Annotated in this window: 10 protein-coding genes and 1 pseudogene; 6 read left to right on the top strand and 5 right to left on the bottom strand. The window is 61.7% G+C overall.

The features are described 5' to 3' along the window. Positions 1-59 precede the first annotated feature (59 nt). Entirely contained in the window at positions 60-1,004 is a 945-nt protein-coding gene (locus C4J87_RS23780; RefSeq protein WP_164487696.1) for a GlxA family transcriptional regulator, read from the bottom strand. Between the two features lie 193 nt (positions 1,005-1,197). Between C4J87_RS23780 and C4J87_RS23785 the strand changes: the two genes are divergently transcribed. The 6 genes and pseudogenes from C4J87_RS23785 to C4J87_RS26490 all read left to right on the top strand — a co-directional run. Then, complete coding sequence (locus C4J87_RS23785) at positions 1,198-2,142, top strand: choline ABC transporter substrate-binding protein (protein ID WP_124368622.1); 945 nt, start codon at positions 1,198-1,200, stop codon at positions 2,140-2,142. Positions 2,143-2,214: 72 nt separating this feature from the next. Continuing rightward, the gene (locus tag C4J87_RS23790; RefSeq protein WP_124368623.1) at positions 2,215-3,102 is read left to right on the top strand and encodes a 3-keto-5-aminohexanoate cleavage protein; all 888 of its coding nucleotides are present in this window, start codon (positions 2,215-2,217) and stop codon (positions 3,100-3,102) included. Between the two features lie 144 nt (positions 3,103-3,246). Beyond that, positions 3,247-4,212: an L-carnitine dehydrogenase gene (locus C4J87_RS23795; protein ID WP_124368624.1), complete on the top strand. Its 966-nt coding sequence runs from the start codon at positions 3,247-3,249 to the stop codon at positions 4,210-4,212. A 26-nt stretch (positions 4,213-4,238) separates the two neighbouring features. Beyond that, positions 4,239-4,730, top strand: coding sequence for a thioesterase family protein (locus tag C4J87_RS23800; RefSeq protein WP_124368625.1), 492 nt, complete (start codon positions 4,239-4,241; stop codon positions 4,728-4,730). A gap of 224 nt (positions 4,731-4,954) precedes the next feature. Then, a complete protein-coding gene (locus C4J87_RS23805) occupies positions 4,955-5,218 on the top strand; it encodes a hypothetical protein (RefSeq protein WP_124368626.1) in 264 nt (87 codons plus the stop codon). After that, positions 5,215-5,334: pseudogene (locus tag C4J87_RS26490) on the top strand (outer membrane lipoprotein carrier protein LolA); the annotation flags it as partial. The gene C4J87_RS23805 and the pseudogene C4J87_RS26490, both read left to right, overlap by 4 nt. Here the strand turns inward: C4J87_RS26490 and C4J87_RS23815 are convergent. The 4 genes from C4J87_RS23815 to gltB all read right to left on the bottom strand — a co-directional run bounded on the left by C4J87_RS23815 (position 5,333) and on the right by gltB (position 14,144). Continuing rightward, positions 5,333-6,436 (bottom strand): GlxA family transcriptional regulator, encoded by a 1,104-nt coding sequence (locus C4J87_RS23815; protein ID WP_124364728.1) that lies wholly within the window; start codon positions 6,434-6,436, stop codon positions 5,333-5,335. The pseudogene C4J87_RS26490 and the gene C4J87_RS23815 overlap by 2 nt on opposite strands. Positions 6,437-6,936: 500 nt before the next feature. Beyond that, the gene (gene hemE, locus C4J87_RS23820) at positions 6,937-8,004 is read right to left on the bottom strand and encodes a uroporphyrinogen decarboxylase (RefSeq protein ID WP_124368627.1); all 1,068 of its coding nucleotides are present in this window, start codon (positions 8,002-8,004) and stop codon (positions 6,937-6,939) included. 243 nt (positions 8,005-8,247) lie between these two features. Then, positions 8,248-9,666: an FAD-dependent oxidoreductase gene (locus tag C4J87_RS23825; RefSeq protein ID WP_124368628.1), complete on the bottom strand. Its 1,419-nt coding sequence runs from the start codon at positions 9,664-9,666 to the stop codon at positions 8,248-8,250. Positions 9,667-9,698: 32 nt separating this feature from the next. Further along, complete coding sequence (gene gltB, locus C4J87_RS23830; RefSeq protein ID WP_124368629.1) at positions 9,699-14,144, bottom strand: glutamate synthase large subunit; 4,446 nt, start codon at positions 14,142-14,144, stop codon at positions 9,699-9,701. Positions 14,145-14,351 lie beyond the last annotated feature (207 nt).

Below are 14,351 nucleotides of genomic sequence, written 5' to 3' on the forward strand. Positions count from 1 at the left end.
TACCTAATTATGGAAACGACTATAAATTATAGCCGCCACTATAATTGACTAAAAAACGATCAAACCACCTCCCGTCGCCGATCCTCCCTCGGACATTTCGCAAACCTCGCCCGATAGCTGCGGGTGAAATACGAAGGCGACTCGAACCCGCACGCAATACTCACTTCCAGCACGCTCATATCGCTCTGGCGCAGCAGTTGCCGGGCTTTTTCCAGGCGCAGGCCAAGGTAGAAGTTGCTTGGCGTGTCATTCAGGTGCAGGCGAAACAGCCGTTCCAGTTGGCGCCGGGTAACCTTGATCGCGTCGGCCAGGGCCAAGGTACTCAGGGGTGGTTCGGTGTGTTGCTCCATCTCGCCGATCACCTGCACCAGCTTCTTATTATTGATGCCGTAGCGGGTGGCGATTTGCATGCGTTGGTGGTCTTGGCGCGGGCGGATGCGGCCGAGCACGAACTGTTCGGACACCTGGATCGCCAGGTCCGGGCCGTGGGCCTGGGCGATCAGGTCGAGCATCAGGTCGATGGATGCGGTGCCGCCGGCACAGGTGATGCGACGGCGGTCGATCTCGAACAGTTCCTGGGTGACGCTCAGGTGCGGATACGATTCCTTGAACGCATCGATGGCTTCCCAGTGCAAGGTCAGGCGGTGGCCGTCGAGCAGGCCCGCTTCGGCCAGCACGCAGGCGCCGGTGTCGATGGCGCCGAGGGTCACGCCGTCGTGGTCGAGACGGCGCAGCCAGTGATCCAGCGTCGGCGTGGCGAACTGCAGCGGTTCGAAGCCGGCCACCACCAACAGCGTCGCACCCTTTTTCAGCGGTTCCAGTGCGGCGTCGGCATTGACCGACATGCCATTGCTCGCCAGTACCGCACCGCCATCGGCGCTCAAGACATGCCAGCGGTACAGCTCGCCACGGAAGCGATTCGCCACCCGCAACGGTTCCAGCGCGGAAATAAACCCAATCGCCGAGAACCCCGGCATCAGCAAAAAATAAAAATCCTGGGACATGATGGCGCTCTCGTAGGACGACCAGCGTGGCACTGTGATACTCCCGTTCAAGGGCGGATTCAAGCGCGCAGGTCGCTGCAGTGCAAGAGCCGGTCGCCGCTGTGCGTTTCGGCGCTGCTCAAGGTACGTAACTTGGCTGCACGGCGCGCAAAGACGCCGGACCCCACAATAACGACCTGCCGAGGGATTCACCATGAACCGACTGATCAGCCGCAGCGTGCTTGCATTCAGCGTCAGCGCTATTTTGAGCACCCCCGTCATGGCAGCGGATGCCGCTTCCTGCCAGAACGTGCGCCTGGGCGTGGTGAACTGGACCGACGTGATCGCCACCAGCGCCATGACCCAAGTGCTGCTCGACGGCCTCGGCTACAAGACCAAACAAACCAGCGCGTCCCAGCAGATCATCTTTGCCGGCATTCGCGACCAGCGCCTGGATCTGTTCCTGGGCTACTGGAACCCGTTGATGACCCAGACCATCACGCCGTTCGTCGACGCCAAGCAAGTCAAAGTGCTCGACAAACCGAGCCTGGAAGACGCCCGCGCCACCCTCGCCGTGCCGACTTACCTGGCGGACAAGGGCCTGAAAACCTTTGCCGACATCGCCCGCTTCGAAAAAGAGCTGGGCGGCAAGATCTACGGCATCGAGCCGGGTTCGGGCGCCAATACCCAAATCAAAGCCATGATCGCCAAGAACCAGTTCGGCCTGGGCAAGTTCCAACTGGTCGAATCCAGCGAAGCCGCCATGCTCTCTGCAGTCGACCGTGCGGTACGACGCAAGGAGCCCGTGGTGTTCTTCGGCTGGGCGCCGCACCCGATGAACGTCAACGTGGCGATGACTTACCTCACCGGCAGCGACGACGCGCTGGGCCCGAATGAAGGCAGGGCGACCGTGTGGACCGTCACCTCGCCAACCTATGCCGAGCAGTGCCCCAACGTACACAAGCTGCTGACCAACCTGACCTTCACCGCCGCCGATGAGAGCCGGATGATGCAGCCCTTGCTGGATCACAAGGACCCCATCGAGTCGGCCAAGCAGTGGCTCAAGGATCACCCGCAAGACCAGGCGCGCTGGCTGGAAGGTGTGACTACCTTCGATGGCAAGCCGGCGGCAGCCAACCTCCAACTGACCGTTAAATAACCTTTTCCAGACACCGCTTCGCAGCCCCGACCGGCTGCGAACGGCACCCCCACGCCTGCAAGGAACCGCCTCATGAACCACGACGTCATCATCACCTGCGCACTCACCGGTGCTGGCGACACGACCGCCAGAAGCCCGCACGTGCCGGTCACCCCCAAACAAATCGCGGCCGCCGCCGTGGAAGCCGCCAAGGCCGGCGCGACCGTGGTGCACTGCCATGTGCGTGACCCGCACACCGGCAAGTTCAGCCGCGACGTGACGCTGTACCGCGAAGTGATGGAGCGCATCCGCGAGGCCGACATCGACATCATCGTCAATCTCACCGCCGGCATGGGCGGCGACCTGGAGATCGGCAGTGGCGAGCACCCCATGGAGTTCGGTCCCAACACCGACCTGGTCGGCCCACTGACGCGCCTGGCCCATGTCGAGCAATTGCTGCCGGAAATCTGCACCCTCGATTGCGGCACCCTGAACTTCGGCGATGGCGACACCATTTACGTGTCCACTCCGGCGCAATTGCGCGCCGGCGCCAAGCGTATCCAGGCGTTGGGCGTTAAAGCCGAGCTGGAGATTTTCGACACCGGCCACCTGTGGTTCGCCAAGCAGATGATCAAGGAAGGCCTGCTCGACAACCCGCTGTTTCAACTGTGCCTGGGCATCCCGTGGGGCGCGCCGGCCGACACCACCACCATGAAAGCCATGGTCGACAACTTGCCCGCCGACGCCGTGTGGGCCGGCTTCGGCATCGGCCGCATGCAGATGCCGATGGCGGCGCAGGCGGTGCTGCTGGGCGGCAATGTGCGGGTCGGCCTGGAAGACAACCTGTGGCTGGACAAAGGCGTGCTTGCCACCAATGGGCAGTTGGTGGAGCGCGCCGGTGAAATCCTCAGCCGCCTCGGCGCGCGAGTCATGACCCCGGCGGAAGGTCGCATCAAGATGGGCCTGGCCAAACGCGGCTAGTCCCTGCCAAAACCGAATCAAAAATGTGGGAGGGGGCTTGCTCCCGATAGCGGTGGATCAGCCTAAAGATGCATGACTGAAACACCGTCATCGGGAGCAAGCCCCCTCCCACAAGGGATCACCGAACGCTTTAGGAATGTCGCCATGAGCTTTATCACCGAAATCAAAACCTTCGCCGCCCTCGGCAGCGGTGTTATCGGCAGCGGCTGGGTGTCCCGCGCCCTCGCCCACGGCCTGGACGTCGTGGCCTGGGACCCGGCGCCCGGCGCCGAAACGGCCCTGCGCAAACGTGTCGCCAACGCCTGGGGCGCCCTGGAGCAACAAGGCCTGGCGCCGGGAGCATCCCAGGCGCGCCTGCGCTTTGTTGCCACCATTGAGGAATGTGTAAGGGACGCCGACTTCATTCAGGAAAGCGCCCCGGAACGCCTGGAGCTGAAACTGGATTTGCACAGCAAGATCAGCGCCGCAGCCAAGCCGAATGCGTTGATCGGCTCGAGCACGTCCGGGCTATTGCCAAGTGAGTTTTATGAGGGTTCGACCCACCCGGAACGTTGCGTGGTTGGCCACCCGTTCAACCCGGTTTACCTGCTGCCGTTGGTGGAAGTGGTCGGCGGCAAGCACACCGCGCCGGAGGCGATCCAGGCCGCGATCAAGGTCTATGAATCCCTCGGCATGCGCCCACTGCACGTGCGCAAGGAAGTGCCGGGGTTTATTGCTGACCGCCTGCTGGAAGCGCTGTGGCGCGAGGCGCTGCACCTGGTCAACGATGGCGTGGCGACCACCGGCGAAATCGACGACGCGATTCGCTTTGGCGCCGGGCTGCGCTGGTCGTTCATGGGCACCTTCCTCACCTACACCCTGGCCGGTGGCGATGCGGGCATGCGCCACTTCATGGCGCAGTTCGGTCCGGCATTGCAGTTGCCGTGGACCTATTTGCCGGCGCCGGAACTCACCGACAAATTGATCGACGATGTGGTCGATGGCACCCGCGACCAGTTAGGCAAACACAGCATTGCGGCGCTGGAGCGCTATCGTGATGATTGCCTGCTGGCGGTATTGGAGGCAGTCAAAGTGACTAAAGCCAAACACGGCATGAGCTTCGCCGAATAACCACATTTTTGACCGAGCCTGGATCCATGCCCGCATTGAAAACCTACACCACTCAAATCCTGCCTGAATGGGTCGACTACAACGGCCACCTGCGCGACGCGTTCTACCTGCTGATCTTCAGCTACGCCACCGACGCACTGATGGACATGCTGGGCCTGGACAGTGACAACCGCGAAGCCAGCGGCCACTCGCTGTTCACTCTCGAGTTGCATCTGAACTACCTGCACGAAGTGAAGCTGGGTACCAAGGTGCAGGTGCGCACCCAACTGATCGCCCACGACGCCAAGCGCCTGCATCTCTATCACAGCCTGCACCCGGTGGACGATGACAAGGAACTGGCCGGCAACGAACAGATGCTGCTGCATGTCGACCTGGCAGAGCCGCATGCCACGCCGTTCACCGAGGCCACGCTGGAACGTCTGGCTGCCATCGGCGCCGGACAGGCCGAGCTGCCAATGCCCGCCCTGCTTGGCCGTGTCATTGGCTTGCCGGCAAAAAAAGCCCCGAGCCAGCCGTGACTGGATCGGGGCAGAGTGCCTTGTGTGAGCCGTGCATCCGGAGGGTGACCAAACCATCAAGCTGCGTGCCTGGGACCAGTGTGCCGGTAAGTCCACTTGGCGCATGGCCCGAAAACGACACCCTCATAGCCATCTGAGGCATTCACGCATTCTGCCCTTGCCGACCGCCTGGGCGGCTACCAGAATCGAGGTCGAACCCCGCTCCCCTCACCAGGATAAACGTCATGATGCATGCGGATTTGATTGACCAGGATGACCTGCTGGGCCAACTGCGCTCGTTGGGTTTCGAAGTGTCCAGCGGTGCCAGCGCCGAGCAGGCTTGCGAGTGCGCGGTACGCGGTTTGAGCGAGGCACGGGCCAAGGCGCTCAAGGGTATGGTTGAGCAGATGTACAGCGGCAGCGCGACGATTCTGCCGGCGGTGCGTCAGGCGATCGATAAGCAGTTGTTGCCGGCCTTGGTGCAGTTCAAGCAGAACCGCGGCGCCTGACAGCCACCTTCCCTGTAGGAGCGAGCTTGCTCGCGAAGATCGTCAACGATGACGCGGGGCCCCAGTTACCCCGCGTCGCTCTTGCTTTTTTCGCGAGCAAGCTCGCTCCTACAGTTAGAGCCTTACACTCGCGAAAGTCGACTCATTCCTGGCCTGGCTCAACGCCGACATCGGCCCCGACAACGGTGACAACACCAGCGCCTGCGGAATCGGCAGCATCGCCACCTGCTGGGTGGTATTGGAGCCTACACGCTCATCGCGCGGCGGAATGCCGAAGTATTCGCGGTAGCACTTGGAGAAATGCGGGGTGGACACAAACCCGCACACCGACGCCACTTCGATGATCGACATCGGCGTTTGCTTGAGCAACTGCCGCGCACGGATCAGGCGCAACTTGAGGTAGTAGCGCGACGGCGAACAGTGCAGGTATTTCTGGAACAACCGCTCCAGCTGGCGACGCGACACGGCGACATAGACCGCCAGCTCGTCCAGGTCGATGGGCTCTTCCAGGTTGGCTTCCATCAGCGCCACGATTTCCTGCAGCTTCGGCTGGTTGGTGCCGAGCATGTGCTTGAGCGGCACACGCTGGTGATCCTGTTCGTTGCGGATGCGTTCGTACACGAACATCTCGGAGATGGCGGCCGACAGCTCACGGCCGTGGTCGCGGCTGATCAGGTGCAGCATCATGTCCAACGGCGCGGTGCCGCCGGAGCTGGTGAAACGGTTGCGATCGAGGGTGAACAGGCGTGTGCTCATGGCCACGCGGGGAAACGCTTCCTGCATCGACGCCAGGCATTCCCAATGCACGCTGCAATCGAAACCGTCGAGCAGGCCCGCACAGGCCAGGGCCCAACTGCCGGTGCAGACCGCACCGAGACGACGGGATTGACGCGCCTGGCTTTGCAGCCACGACACGTGTTCGCGGGTGACGGTGCGCTGGATGCCCACGCCACCGCACACGATCACCGTGTCCAGGGCCGGGGCCTTGTGCATGGCGGCGTCGGGGGTGATCTGCAGGCCGTCACTGGCCCATACTTGGTTGCCGTCGACACTCAGGGTGGTCCAGCGATACAACTCGCGGCCGGACAGCTGGTTGGCCATGCGCAGCGGTTCCACGGCCGACGCCAGGGAAATCAGCGTGAAATTGTCCAGCAGCAAAAAGCCGATGGATTGAGGCGCACGGTTCTGGGGTTGGGCCCCTGAGTTGAACGACGTCATCGCAGTATCTCCTCACACAAAGCGGGTGATGGCCTCAGGCGAGGCTCTTGTTATTGCGCTCATCTCCTGAGAGGGAGAGAGGCTTTGAATTGATAGAGCAAATGCCATGCCTGAAATTGAATGGCCATTCAACAAATCCTGAAAACGACCTGTTGATGCGTCTATATAAGCCCGCCGATTAAACGCGGGATATGACGCACGAGGCCGAAGGCCAGAGGGCCGTGAGCAGATCGGTAGCACTTGTGGGAAGGCGCTTTGCGGGCGTAGGAGAAGTCTGTCACCCAACGCACGGGAGACGGGTGGTCGAGGGAGAAATCGTTCGCGAGCTACTTATCTATTTGCGACGCGCTAAAAGGTGGCGCTTTGGGCTCGGGTGTTCACTTTATGAGCAGTGCTGGCTGCACTGGCGCTATCGGGGGCAAGTCTCCACCCACCGTTGAAATGTATTCACAGGTCAAAATGTGGGAGGGAGCAACCCCTTCCCACATTGGTCTTGCGTGTTACTCGTGATATTGCGCCGACAGCTCGTGCACCGCGCGCAGGAACGCGCCGGCATGCTCCGGGTTCACTTCCGGGGTGATGCCATGACCCAGGTTGAACACGTGTCCGGTGCCTTTGCCGTAGCTGGCGAGGATGCGCCCGACTTCGGTGCGGATCGCTTCCGGCTTGGCATACAGCACGGTCGGGTCCATGTTGCCTTGCAGCGCGACCTGGTTACCAACGCGGCGGCGGGCTTCGCCGATATCGCAGGTCCAGTCCAGGCCCAGGGCATCGGCACCGGCGTCGGCGATGCTTTCCAGCCACAGGCCACCACCCTTGGTGAACAGGATCACCGGCACCTTGCGGCCTTCGTGTTCGCGGATCAGGCCGCTGACGATCTTGCGCATGTAGGCCAGGGAGAATTCCTGGTACGCCGCCGCCGACAGGTTGCCGCCCCAGGTATCGAAAATCTGCACCGCTTGCGCGCCGGCCATGATCTGGCCATTGAGGTACGAGGTGACCGACTGCGCCAGCTTGTCCAGCAGCAGGTGCATGGCGTGCGGGTTGTCGTAGAGCATGGCCTTGGTCTTGCGGAAGTCTTTCGACGAGCCGCCTTCGACCATATAAGTGGCCAGGGTCCATGGGCTGCCGGAGAAACCGATCAATGGCACGCGGCCGTTGAGCTCGCGGCGGATGGTGCTGACGGCATCCATCACGTAGCCGAGGTCTTTGTGCGGATCAGGGATCGGCAAGGCTTCGATATCAGCCAGGGTACTGACGACTTTCCTGAAACGCGGGCCTTCGCCGGTCTCGAAGTACAGGCCTTGGCCCATGGCGTCCGGGATGGTGAGGATATCGGAGAAGAGGATGGCCGCATCCAGCTGCGGGTAGCGGTCCAGCGGCTGCATCGTGACTTCGCAGGCGAACGTAGGGTTCATGCACAGGCTCATGAAGTCGCCGGCATTGGCGCGACTGGCGCGGTATTCCGGCAAGTAGCGACCGGCTTGACGCATCATCCACACGGGCGTGACGTCTACGGGCTGCTTGAGCAGGGCACGAAGGAAACGGTCGTTCTTGAGGGCAGTCATGTCGGCATCCGCAAAAAAAGTGCGGGCATTTTCTCAGAGCGCGACGCAAAAGGCACGGAATGCGCCGTGCCTTTTGTCTATCGGGTCAATTTGTCGCGGTAGCTTGAACACAGCACAAAACAAATGTGGGAGGGGGCTTGCTCCCGATTGCGGTGGTTCAGTTATAGATACTGAAACTGACACACCGCTATCGGGAGCAAGCCCCCTCCCACATTTTGATCCCATTTCAAGCGGGGATCAGGGTCAGACTTGCAGGTAGTCCAGGATCCCTTCCGCGGCATTGCGCCCTTCGAAGATCGCGGTTACCACCAGGTCAGAGCCGCGCACCATGTCGCCACCGGCGAAGATTTTCGGGTTGCTGGTCTGGTGCTTGTACTGGCCTTGCTCCGGGGCCACAACACGGCCCTGGCTGTCGGTCTGAATTTCGAACTGCTCGAACCACGGCGCCGGGCTTGGGCGGAAACCGAACGCGATGACCACGGCGTCGGCCGGGATGATTTCTTCGGAACCCGGGATCGGCTCGGGGCTGCGACGGCCACGGGCGTCGGGTTCGCCGAGACGGGTCTCGACCACCTTCACGCCTTCGACGCGGTCTTCACCGACAATCGCGATCGGCTGGCGGTTGTAGAGGAATTTCACCCCTTCTTCCTTGGCGTTCTTCACCTCTTTGCGCGAACCGGGCATGTTGGCTTCGTCACGGCGATACGCACAGGTCACCGACTTGGCGCCCTGGCGGATCGAGGTGCGATTGCAGTCCATCGCGGTGTCGCCACCGCCGAGCACCACGACCTTCTTGCCTTTCATGTCGACGAAATCTTCCGGCGACTTTTCAAAGCCCAGATTGCGGTTGACGTTGGCGATCAGGAAGTCGAGCGCGTCATACACGCCCGGCAGGTCTTCACCGGCAAAGCCGCCCTTCATGTAGGTGTAGGTGCCCATGCCCATGAATACCGCATCGTATTCGGCGAGCAGTTGCTCCATGGTGATGTCTTTGCCGATCTCGATGTTCAGGCGGAACTCGATGCCCATGCCGGTGAACACTTCGCGACGGTTGCTCAGTACGGTCTTTTCCAGCTTGAACTCGGGGATGCCGAAGGTCAGCAGGCCGCCGATTTCCGGGTTCTTGTCGAACACCACCGGAGTCACGCCGCCACGCACCAGCACGTCGGCACAGCCCAGGCCCGCAGGGCCGGCGCCGATGATCGCGACGCGCTTGCCGGTCGGCTTGACCTTGGACATGTCCGGCCGCCAGCCCATGGCGAACGCGGTGTCGGTGATGTATTTCTCTACCGAACCGATGGTCACCGCGCCGAAGCCGTCGTTGAGGGTGCAGGCACCCTCGCACAGACGGTCCTGCGGGCACACCCGGCCGCAGACTTCCGGCAGGGTGTTGGTCTGGTGCGACAGCTCGGCGGCGGCGAGGATGTTGCCCTCGGCCACCAACTTGAGCCAGTTGGGAATGAAGTTGTGCACCGGGCACTTCCATTCGCAATACGGGTTACCGCACCCCAGGCAGCGGTGGGCCTGATCGGCCGAGTGCTGGGGTTTGAAGGGTTCGTAGATCTCCACGAACTCTTTCTTGCGTTGACGCAACAGTTTCTTCTTCGGATCTTTGCGCCCGACATCGATGAACTGGAAGTCGTTATTCAGACGTTCAGCCATGTTAAAACCTCATCAAACTGTTCAGGCGCATATCACTGCGGGTTGGCACGGATGCTGGAAAGCAACGATTTCAGGTTGGCAGCCTTGGGCTTGACCAGCCAGAAACGACGCAGGTAATCATCGAGGTTTTCGGCGAGGTTACGCCCCCATTCGCTGCCGGTTTCCTCGACGTACTCGTCCAGCACATGCTGCAAGTGGTTGCGGTAGGACTCCATGGCTTCGCCGCTGATCCGCTGGATCTCGACCAACTCGTGGTTGACCTTGTCGACGAAGGTGTTGTCCTGGTCGAGCACGTAGGCAAAACCGCCGGTCATGCCCGAACCGAAGTTGTAACCGGTCTTGCCCAATACGGCGACGAAGCCGCCGGTCATGTACTCACAGCAGTGATCGCCGGTACCTTCCACCACGGTGTGGGCGCCGGAGTTACGCACGGCGAAACGCTCACCGGCAGTGCCGGCGGCGAACAGCTTGCCACCGGTGGCGCCGTACAAGCAGGTGTTGCCGATGATGGCGCTGTCCTGCGACTTGTAGACGCTGCCGAGTGGCGGAACGATCACCAGCTTGCCGCCGGTCATGCCCTTGCCCACGTAGTCGTTGGCGTCGCCTTCCAGGTACATGTGCAGGCCACCGGCGTTCCACACGCCGAAGCTCTGGCCCGCAGTGCCCTTGAAGCGGAAGGTGATCGGCGCTTTCGCCATGCCCTGGTTGCCGTGCTTGCGCGCGATTTCGCCGGAAACACGAGCGCCGATGGAACGATCGCAGTTGCAGATATCCAGGGCGAATTCGCCACCGCTGGCATCGTTGATCGAGGAACCGGCCAGGTCGACCATCTTCTCGGCCAGCAGACCTTTGTCGAACGGTGGGTTGCGGTCCACCTGGCAGAATTGTGGCTTGTCTGCCGGGATGTGATCGCTGCCCAACAGCGGCGTCAGGTCCAGGTGCTGTTGCTTGGCGGTCTGGCCTTCGAGGATATCGAGCAGATCGGTGCGGCCGATCAGCTCTTCCAGCGAGCGCACGCCCAGCTTGGCCAGCCACTCACGGGTCTCTTCGGCGACGTAGGTGAAGAAATTCACCACCATGTCGACGGTGCCGATGTAGTGATCCTTGCGCAGCTTCTCGTTCTGCGTCGCAACGCCGGTAGCGCAGTTGTTCAGGTGGCAGATGCGCAGGTATTTGCAGCCCAGGGCAATCATTGGCGCGGTGCCGAAGCCGAAGCTCTCGGCGCCAAGAATGGCGGCCTTGATCACGTCGAGGCCGGTTTTCAGGCCACCGTCGGTCTGTACCCGGACTTTGCCGCGCAGGTCGTTGCCGCGCAGGGTCTGGTGGGTTTCGGCCAGGCCGAGTTCCCATGGCGCACCGGCGTATTTGATCGAGGTCAGCGGCGATGCGCCGGTACCGCCGTCGTAGCCGGAGATGGTGATCAGGTCGGCATAGGCCTTGGCCACGCCGGCGGCGATGGTGCCCACGCCCGCTTCTGCTACCAGTTTCACCGAGACCAGCGCCTGCGGATTGACTTGTTTGAGGTCGAAAATCAGCTGCGACAAATCTTCAATCGAATAGATGTCGTGGTGCGGCGGCGGCGAAATCAGGGTCACGCCGGGTACCGCATAGCGCAACTTGGCGATCAGGCCGTTGACCTTGCCGCCGGGCAGTTGGCCGCCTTCACCGGGCTTGGCGCCCTGGGCCACCTTGATCTGCAGCACTTCGGCGTTGACCAGGTATTCCGGGGTCACCCCGAAACGGCCGGTGGCAACCTGCTTGATTTTCGAGCTCTTGATAGTGCCGTAACGCGCCGGGTCTTCACCGCCTTCGCCGGAGTTGGAACGCGCACCCAGGCGGTTCATGGCTTCGGCCAGGGCTTCGTGAGCCTCGGGCGACAAGGCGCCCAGGGAAATACCGGCGGAGTCGAAGCGCTTGAGGATCGATTCCAGCGGTTCGATTTCGCTGATGGCCAGCGGCGTGTCCAGGGTCTTGACCTTGAACAGGTCGCGGATCATCGACACCGGGCGGTTATCCACCAGGCTCGTGTACAGCTTGAACTTGGCGTAGTCGCCCTGCTGCACGGCGGCTTGCAGGGTGCTGACCACGTCCGGGTTGTAGGCGTGGTATTCGCCACCGTGCACAAACTTGAGCAGGCCGCCCTGCTGGATCGGCTTGCGCGCGCTCCAGGCTTCGGCCGCCAGGGCTTTCTGTTCGGCTTCGATGTCGACGAAACGCGCACCCTTGATGCGGCTCGGCACGCCACGAAAGCTCAGCTCGCAGACTTCTTCGGACAGACCAATGGCCTCGAACAGTTGCGCGCCACGGTAGGAGGTGACGGTGGAGATGCCCATCTTCGACAGGATCTTCAGCAAGCCTTTGGTGATGCCCTTGCGGTAGTTCTTGAACACTTCGTAGAGGTCGCCCAGCACCTCACCGGTACGAATCAGATCGCCGAGCACTTCGTACGCGAGGAACGGATACACAGCCGAGGCACCGAAACCGATCAACACGGCGAAGTGATGCGGGTCACGGGCGGTGGCGGTTTCCACGAGGATGTTGGAGTCGCAGCGCAGGCCCTTTTCAGTCAGGCGGTGGTGCACCGCGCCCGTTGCCAGGGCGGCATGGATCGGCAGCTTGCCTGGGGCGATATGACGGTCGGTCAGCACGATCTGGGTACGACCGGCGCGCACGGCTTCTTCAGCCTGGTCGGCAACGTTGCGCACAGCGGCTTCAAGGCCGAGGCTCTCGTCGTAGTTCAGGTCGATGACCTGGCGGTCGAAGCCCGGACGCTCCAGGGTCATCAAGGAGCGCCACTTGGCCGGGGAAACGACCGGCGAGCTGAGGATCACACGGGAAGCGTGCTCCGGCGATTCCTGGAAAATGTTGCGCTCGGCACCCAGACACACTTCCAGGGACATCACGATGGCTTCGCGCAGCGGATCGATCGGTGGGTTGGTCACCTGGGCGAATTGCTGGCGGAAGTAGTCGTACGGCGTGCGCACACGCTGGGACAGCACGGCCATCGGCGTGTCGTCGCCCATGGAGCCGACCGCCTCGTAGCCTTGCTCGCCGAGCGGGCGCAGCACCTGGTCGCGCTCTTCGAACGTGACCTGGTACATCTTCATGTATTGCTTGAGCTGGTCGACGTCGTAGAAAGCCGAACCGTGGTCGTTGTCTTCCATGGTCGCCTGGATGCGCAGGGCGTTCTTGCGCAGCCATTGCTTGTACGGGTGACGGGACTTCAGACGGTTGTCGATGGCGTCGGTATCGAGGATCTGCCCGGTTTCGGTGTCCACGGCGAGGATCTGGCCAGGGCCTACGCGGCCTTTGGCGATCACATCTTCAGGCTTGTAGTCCCACACGCCGATTTCCGACGCCAGGGTGATAAAGCCGTTGGTGGTGGTGACCCAACGCGCCGGGCGCAAGCCGTTGCGGTCGAGCAGGCACACCGCATAGCGACCATCGGTCATGACCACGCCGGCCGGGCCGTCCCACGGTTCCATGTGCATCGAGTTGTACTCATAGAACGCCCGCAGGTCGGGGTCCATGGTCTCGACGTTCTGCCACGCTGGCGGAATGATCATGCGCACACCCCGGAACAGGTCGATGCCACCGGTGACCATCAGTTCGAGCATGTTGTCCATGCTGGAGGAGTCGGAACCGACGCGATTGACCAGCGGGCCGAGCTCTTCCAGGTCCATCAAATCATTGGCGAACTTGGTGCGACGGGCCACGGCCCAGTTGCGGTTGCCGGTAATAGTGTTGATCTCGCCGTTGTGGGCGAGGAAGCGGAATGGCTGGGCCAGCGGCCATTTCGGCAGGGTGTTGGTGGAGAAGCGCTGGTGAAACACGCAGATTGCGGTTTGCAGGCGCTCATCGCTCAGGTCCGGATAAAAGGCGGTGAGGTCCGCCGGCATCATCAGGCCTTTATAAATGATGGTCTTGTGGGAAAAGCTGCAGATGTAGTGGTCGGTATCGGCGGCGTTGGCCACCGACGAACGACGGCGGGACGTGAACAGCTTGATCGCCATGTCCTGGTCGCTCAGGCCGTCGCCTGCGATGAACACTTGTTCGATCTGCGGCAGGCGCTCCAGGGCCAGGCGGCCGAGTACGCTGGTGTCGATCGGCACTTTGCGCCAGCCGACGAGTTGCAGGCCGGCAGCAACGATCTCGCGGTTCATGTTGTCGCGAGCGGCTTCGGCTTTGACCGGGTCCTGGTTGAAGAACACCATGCCCACGGCGTACTGCTTGGGCAGTTCGACGGCGAAGTGCTCTTTGGCGACTGCGCGCAGAAACTGGTCGGGCTTTTGAATCAGCAAGCCGCAACCGTCACCGGTCTTGCCGTCGGCGTTGATCCCACCGCGGTGGGTCATGCAGGTCAGGGCCTCGATGGCCGTTTGCAAAAGGGTATGACTGGGCTCGCCCTGCATGTGGGCTATCAGGCCGAAACCGCAGTTATCCTTGAATTCATCGGGTTGGTACAGACCTGCTTTCATAGACACTTTCTCACCAGGCTGCCTCTTATATCGAGGCAAATTTCTTTTCAATTCAACCGGTTACCTTCCACGCCGAACGTACGCCGGCTTAGCGGGGGCAAAAGGGAGGTCATTGTACACACCGTCACAGACGCTCACAAATTTAGCGACGAAATGTCGCAAATCTATGTCGCATTTATGAAAGGTTTAAAGCGATATGCTGTGCTA

Origin of the sequence: Pseudomonas sp. R1-43-08, assembly GCF_003852255.1 — a bacterium.
Taxonomy (GTDB): domain Bacteria; phylum Pseudomonadota; class Gammaproteobacteria; order Pseudomonadales; family Pseudomonadaceae; genus Aquipseudomonas.

Excerpts from the sequence above, each read along its gene's own strand:
- C4J87_RS23780 (WP_164487696.1), bottom strand. The coding sequence starts at position 1,004 with ATGTCCCAGGATTTTTATTTTTTGCTGATGCCGGGGTTCTCGGCGATT.
- C4J87_RS23785 (WP_124368622.1), top strand. The coding sequence starts at position 1,198 with ATGAACCGACTGATCAGCCGCAGCGTGCTTGCATTCAGCGTCAGCGCT.
- C4J87_RS23790 (WP_124368623.1), top strand. The coding sequence starts at position 2,215 with ATGAACCACGACGTCATCATCACCTGCGCACTCACCGGTGCTGGCGAC.
- C4J87_RS23795 (WP_124368624.1), top strand. The coding sequence starts at position 3,247 with ATGAGCTTTATCACCGAAATCAAAACCTTCGCCGCCCTCGGCAGCGGT.
- C4J87_RS23800 (WP_124368625.1), top strand. The coding sequence starts at position 4,239 with ATGCCCGCATTGAAAACCTACACCACTCAAATCCTGCCTGAATGGGTC.
- C4J87_RS23805 (WP_124368626.1), top strand. The coding sequence starts at position 4,955 with ATGATGCATGCGGATTTGATTGACCAGGATGACCTGCTGGGCCAACTG.
- C4J87_RS23815 (WP_124364728.1), bottom strand. The coding sequence starts at position 6,436 with ATGACGTCGTTCAACTCAGGGGCCCAACCCCAGAACCGTGCGCCTCAA.
- hemE (WP_124368627.1), bottom strand. The coding sequence starts at position 8,004 with ATGACTGCCCTCAAGAACGACCGTTTCCTTCGTGCCCTGCTCAAGCAG.
- C4J87_RS23825 (WP_124368628.1), bottom strand. The coding sequence starts at position 9,666 with ATGGCTGAACGTCTGAATAACGACTTCCAGTTCATCGATGTCGGGCGC.
- gltB (WP_124368629.1), bottom strand. The coding sequence starts at position 14,144 with ATGAAAGCAGGTCTGTACCAACCCGATGAATTCAAGGATAACTGCGGT.